Source organism: Anaerophaga thermohalophila str. Valhall (assembly GCF_000250735.1).
Lineage (GTDB): Bacteria > Bacteroidota > Bacteroidia > Bacteroidales > Marinilabiliaceae > Anaerophaga > Anaerophaga thermohalophila_A.
This window is the reverse complement of record NZ_AHZV01000201.1, coordinates 1-5,863: the sequence shown is the minus strand read 5'-3', so window position 1 is coordinate 5,863 and position 5,863 is coordinate 1. Positions and strand designations below refer to the sequence as shown.

3 protein-coding genes are annotated in these 5,863 nt (G+C 35.9%); all 3 read left to right on the top strand.

Translation table 11 applies throughout. The annotated features are described in order from the left end of the window. Positions 1 to 598 precede the first annotated feature (598 nt). On the top strand, positions 599 to 2,068 hold the full coding sequence (ltrA, locus tag OQ5_RS0110650; protein ID WP_044107806.1) for a group II intron reverse transcriptase/maturase: 1,470 nt from the start codon (positions 599 to 601) through the stop codon (positions 2,066 to 2,068). Between the two features lie 1,154 nt (positions 2,069 to 3,222). Then, a complete protein-coding gene (locus OQ5_RS0110645; RefSeq protein WP_016777480.1) occupies positions 3,223 to 5,433 on the top strand; it encodes a hypothetical protein in 2,211 nt (736 codons plus the stop codon). 179 nt (positions 5,434 to 5,612) lie between these two features. After that, a partial coding sequence (locus tag OQ5_RS20855) for a hypothetical protein (protein WP_044107805.1) occupies positions 5,613 to 5,863 on the top strand: 251 nt, incomplete at its 3' end.

The following is a 5,863-nucleotide window of genomic DNA, read 5'->3' as shown; positions in this document are numbered from 1 at the left end:
CGTTGCCGGCAACTTAACGTGCGACACGAAGCTGTCCGAATAACTGTTAAACGCTCTTTGATTATCAAGAATGATTTAACCTCATGTTCCATCATGAGTAACCTACCGGCACATGCGTCAGTGGCAACACTGGGGTGTGAAGCTGCCGGGACAAAACTACCCGAGGGATAGCAACATCTCCAAGGGCGTTGGTTTGGATGGTATGGTGAAATTAACTGAACTGCCGATGACGTATCGTCATGCGCGAAAGAGTGAAAGTTGCTGACACACTCTGACCAAAAGGTAAGAAGCCAGGTTGCAAGTACGTTTGCTATGAGCACATGGATGTCGAGCTTCCGGTATATAGGCAGCACCTAACCCATCCCGTTAAACGGACGGAACGTGGTAAGCCTGTACATCTCCATCGTTGCAAATGGTAGGACTTCCGTGAGGAAGTTACAATGGTGTGCAGGTATGGGAGGATGGATGAAGCGAAGGCCCCCTTGTAATGAGGTGGATAGGGGTTCCGCATTTGCCCCCGGTGAAAACCGTGCAGACTTTCATCTGGTTCTCTATTGCAAGAAAATTGTAATAAGACTTATTTTGTTTAGGAATGCAAATGAAGACCAACACTAAGAACTGTGCACCTAAAGCCAACTATTCTAACTGGAACACCATTGATTGGTTGAAAGTAGAGCGGTCGGTTAAGTCATTACAACGTCGTATTGCAAAGGCAATAAGGGAAGGAAAACATGGCAAGGCCAAAAGTCTGCAATGGATTCTTACCCACTCGTTTCATGCCAAACTTTGGGCGGTGAAACGAATTACTGAAAATAAAGGCAAACGTACGCCAGGCGTAGATAAAATACGCTGGAAAAACCCCAATCAGAAACTCTCGGCTGCCAAATCTTTAGTCAGGAAGGGCTACAAAGCATTGCCGCTTCGCCGTCTTTACATCCTCAAAAAGAACGGTAAGAAACGACCGTTAGGGATTCCCACCATGAAAGACCGGGCTTTTCAGGCTTTACACCTTCTGGCCCTTGAACCGATTTCCGAGACATTGGCCGACAAAGGCTCGTATGGATTCCGGTTATTCCGGAACTGCCATGATGCTTTGGAAAGATGTTTCATTCATCTCTCTCGAACCGACAGTGCTACTTGGATTCTTGAAGGGGACATCAAGGGATGTTTCGACAATATCAGCCACCAATGGCTTATCGAAAACATCCCCATGGACAAAAAGATTCTGCAACAATGGCTTAAAGCCGGGTTTGTCGAAAATAAGCAATTATTTCCTACAGAGCAAGGAACTCCGCAAGGGGGTATCATATCCCCCTCCCTCGCCAACATGACCCTCGATGGCCTTGAAAATATGCTTGACAATGCCTTTGGCATTTCTATAAGAGCCGACGGCTGCCGCAAAAACAACAAGCATAAAATCCACCTTATTCGCTATGCCGATGACTTCATTGTCACGGCCGATTCTAAGGAGATACTGGAAAACAAGGTCAAACCTCTTATCGAGGATTTTCTCACCAAAAGGGGGTTACAGTTGTCACAGGAGAAAACCAAAATTACCCACATTGCCGAAGGGTTTGATTTTCTTGGCCAAAACATCAGAATGTATGCCAAAAACAAACTCCTGATGCGACCTTCCAAAGATAGCATCAAATCGGTAAAGAGGAAGCTCAAAGATATAATTGTAAAACACAGGGGTTCTAATGCGGCCGTTTTAATCAGAAACCTCAACTGGCTCATTACCGGATGGGCAAACTACCATAAGCATGCCTGTTCCAAAAGAATTTTTAACTCATTGGACAGATTCTTATGGCGAAACATCTGGAACTGGGCACGAAGAAGACACAACAAACTTAGTCGTACTAAGATTGTCTCCCTTCTGTTTATGACAATTGGTAACAGAAAATGGCAATTCTTCGGCAAATTCTCCAACGGGAAAACTATTTTGCTGAGAATGTTCGCTCTTTTCAGAATCAAAAGGCATAAACTAATTGCCGGAGCAGTCAATCCGTTCGACCCGGTTTGGGACAGTTATCTTCGAAAGAGAAGGTTGCGCAGGGTTTTAGCCTGATTTTTCATATATTGTCGGGTGGTTTATTCCGCCTTTAGAGAGCTTGAGCCGTATGATGGGAAACTATCAAGTACGGTTCTTAGGGGACAAGGGCGGGGTAACCCGCCTGAGTTACCCGACAAAAACCACATATCCGGCTAAAAATCAATAAATAACTGATTAATTTGTGCTTTGAAACATGATATATTGGTAAATCACGTACCAAGAACAAACGAAAATCCGAAACGTCTCCCCCGTCGCCGAAAATGAGCGATTAACCGAAAAGGATTAAATGCCAAAACGGGTTGAATTAAATTCAGCTTGAAACACTCAAACAAATTGATAATGAAATAATTTTAACAGAAAACTGCGTTCATAATTGAATATTAAATCACAACGGCTAGAAAAGTCTGTATAAAACTAAAATAAGCCGATTTGGATTAAAAAAGCCAATTGGATAAGGGTCTCTAACGGGTTGATAATTTCGCAAAGATTGAAACCGCCCAAAAGATTGATAACGAAGTGCAATTCGGTCGGAAAATTACGTAAGTGGATAAGATATCAAGCGCAACAGGAATAAAATTGCTTAAATTGACAAATTATTAAATCGTAACGGGCAAATTATCAAATTCATAACCCAAAAACATAGGTTTCTAACGGTTTGAAAAACTAGTTTCGTCACTGAGAAAATCACAGGAATTGAAACTGGCCAAATAATTGATAACGAAGTGCAATTCGGGCGAAAATTACGCAGGTGGATAAGATATCAAGCGCAACGGAAAGATAATTCCGGTTGAAAAATGAAAGATAATTAACGGCTTGAGAAGCGACTTTGGTAACCGAAAAAATCGCAATGCTTGAAAATAACTAACGGATTGAGAAACGACTTTGCCGGAAAATTTCTATTTTTAAGAGCCATAAATAACGAATTGACAATTAATTAAAACCCAAAACCCGATACAAGATGAAATAACTCTCATATTGAAAAGCCCCAGCGGACAGAAATATAAGCAGCCGGCAACAAAGCTATATACGCCAGTCGTGGCATCCACAGCATTTTGAGGGTTTTGTATTACCCAAAACAATGCTTTCAAGCTGATAAATCCACAGCTGGTCTGAAACCACGCCCAGGCGCATATAGCCGGGACGTTGCCAACAAGTTAAAAAAATAAAAAATGAATCCAGTTTCAATAGCCATATCCTTTATTGTTACAATATTTGGAGTTGCTTTTCCAATTCTTTTTCAAGTGGCAACACGTCTTGATGAAAAATATTCATCCATATTAATTTTGCAATTATTTAATAAAGAGAAAGAAAGATCATTTTTTTTAATAGCATTAATAACTTCTTTAGTTTCCATTTTCATATATATCATCGAAATTCCACCGTTAATTCAAGCACCCAGTTTTAGCTATATTATAAACAACTCAGCAATAATTATTTTGGTGCTTTCAACTACCACTCTAGTTTTTTCATTTTTCTTTTTTGTAAAAAAAATTCTCATATATAATACACCTACACGATTTTTACAATATTTGATTCATAAGCACGAAAAAGAACCAAACAATAATAAATATTTTGAAGCAATTGGAGACTTGATTCATAATTCTATTAAAGAACAAAATATTACAGTCACAAAAACTATTGCTAATTTTTTAAGCTATTCATTTCAAAATGAAAGAGAAAATAATAATGAAAAACCTGTAGAATACCCTTATGCTTTTTATAGAATCATATATAATTCTATAGAAGAATTTGCAAACTTAAAAAGTAAAAAACTAAATAATATAGAACGGCAATTTACAGGAATGTATGGTTTCTTTGGAGATTTTAAAAATCCAGAGATCTCAAATATAACGTATACTTGCATCTGGAAAAGCCTATTACTTATCCTCAAGTATAACAACGATGATATGATGTTAAATTATTGGGAATATGCACATACTTATATTACAAACCAATTAAGGGAAATAAGCCCCAAGTTTACAGATTTTTCAAATAAAATTGAAAACCAAGAAGAAATAAATAGAAGGAATAAACAAAGAGAAAAATTTTTTGAGCTACACTATGCTTTGGGTGGCTTGCTTTTGTATAAAGAAAAATATAATTGTATCAAAAGAATTTTAAACTTTACTACAAGTATTCCCCCATCATACGATTTATTGCCAAAATCAATGGATGAAATTTTTCAAAGATATATGGAGTTCCAAGACCCTTATGAAAAAAAGTATACATGGATATCTAGCATCTACCCTTTTCCCGAAACAGAAGGGCTTAAAGCTGATTATGAAATAAAGAAATGGATAACAAGCTATTTAACACTACTTTTTTTACGTCATTATACAAATAATCAATCATCTCAACCAAAATACATACCGAAAACACAAAATGAAAAAAGAGTTTGGCTTGAAAATATTGAGACTCTAAAACATAAAACAAAACAAATTATTAATAACAAAAACCTTTTAAAAGCAACAAACATAATCATAGAATCACAACAAAATTTAAAAATAAATGAATTTATTGACTCTTATATAAAAAGACTTGAAAGAGAATTTGAAAAAATTGCAATTGAACAACCAATCTCTAAATATAAAGAGAAGCAATTTGAAGAAACATCTAAGGAAATAATAAGCAAAACAATAAACTCTTTACATCCTATTTTAAACTCATTTCCAATATCGAAGGACTTCACAAATTGGTTTGTAAATGGTCAAAAAGTTGTTGTAGACAAGAGTGCTTTTGTAGAAGACCAGGAAGCAGATCATGCAAATTTTGATAGCTTTTTAGCACAGCATGTTGCTTTGAAAATTCAAAAGTCAATATCAGAAACCTTTTTTCATTCAAAATCAAAAACTTACCTAATTGAAGAGAAAAATGTTTTCCCCGCAATTAAAAAATTAAACTTATCTCAAGATTTCATAATTCTTAATTTTGGACAAAATATTGAATGGTTTAAGCAAACATTTCTGGTTGACGGATTAGAAAAAAGTTCATATAATAATATTAAAATAATTAATTTTGAACATAGTAGTTTCAATTTAGTAGGACAATCCTTCTTTATTTTACGTAAATCTGATTTACCTCAAATTTACCACAGAGAAATTAATAAAGATGAAATTAATAAATTTGAATTAAAAGAAATAGATAAAAAAATCGAATTATATGGATCAATTATTAATCTACAAAAAAATGAAGAAATTCAAAAAGAACTTAAAACCACTTACCCAGATAAAGAATTGAGTAAATCCGCCCTTCTTAGTTTAGTACTAAAACTTGAAATAAGATGGAAAAATGAAATAAATTGCGTAATGATTAAAACTCATTCAAAATATACCGACAAAGGAGTCCCGGATAAACTTGAAGATATAAAGAAAATTGAATAAAACCAGTTGGCAACAAAGCTATCATACGCCAGCCGTGGCATCCTCAGCATATTGATGGTCTCGTTTTATCCTCAAGCATGCTTTCAAGCTGATAAAGTCACAGCGGGTCTGAAAGCCACGCCCAGGCGCATATAGCCGGGACGTTGTGGGCAAGGAAAATAAACACTCACAGAATATAGATGAAAAAGATACATACAATAGGGATAATCAATTTTCGACCAAATGTTGAACCACTTGAAATTGAATTCAGCTACCCTGATGAAAATAAAAGGTATGTTTTTAGATTGCATTATGATTCTTCAAATTATGACAGCTTCTTGACAGAAAAAAAAGGTGAAATCGCACTTGATACATCCAGTTTCGTTGAATTAGAAGAATATGCGGAAAAAATTTCTAAAACAAAATCTTTATATAAAACAATATTCCTTAA

Bases quoted from the DNA above. Each gene is read 5' to 3' on its own strand.
- OQ5_RS0110645 (WP_016777480.1), top strand. From the start codon at position 3,223: ATGAATCCAGTTTCAATAGCCATATCCTTTATTGTTACAATATTTGGA.
- ltrA (WP_044107806.1), top strand. From the start codon at position 599: ATGAAGACCAACACTAAGAACTGTGCACCTAAAGCCAACTATTCTAAC.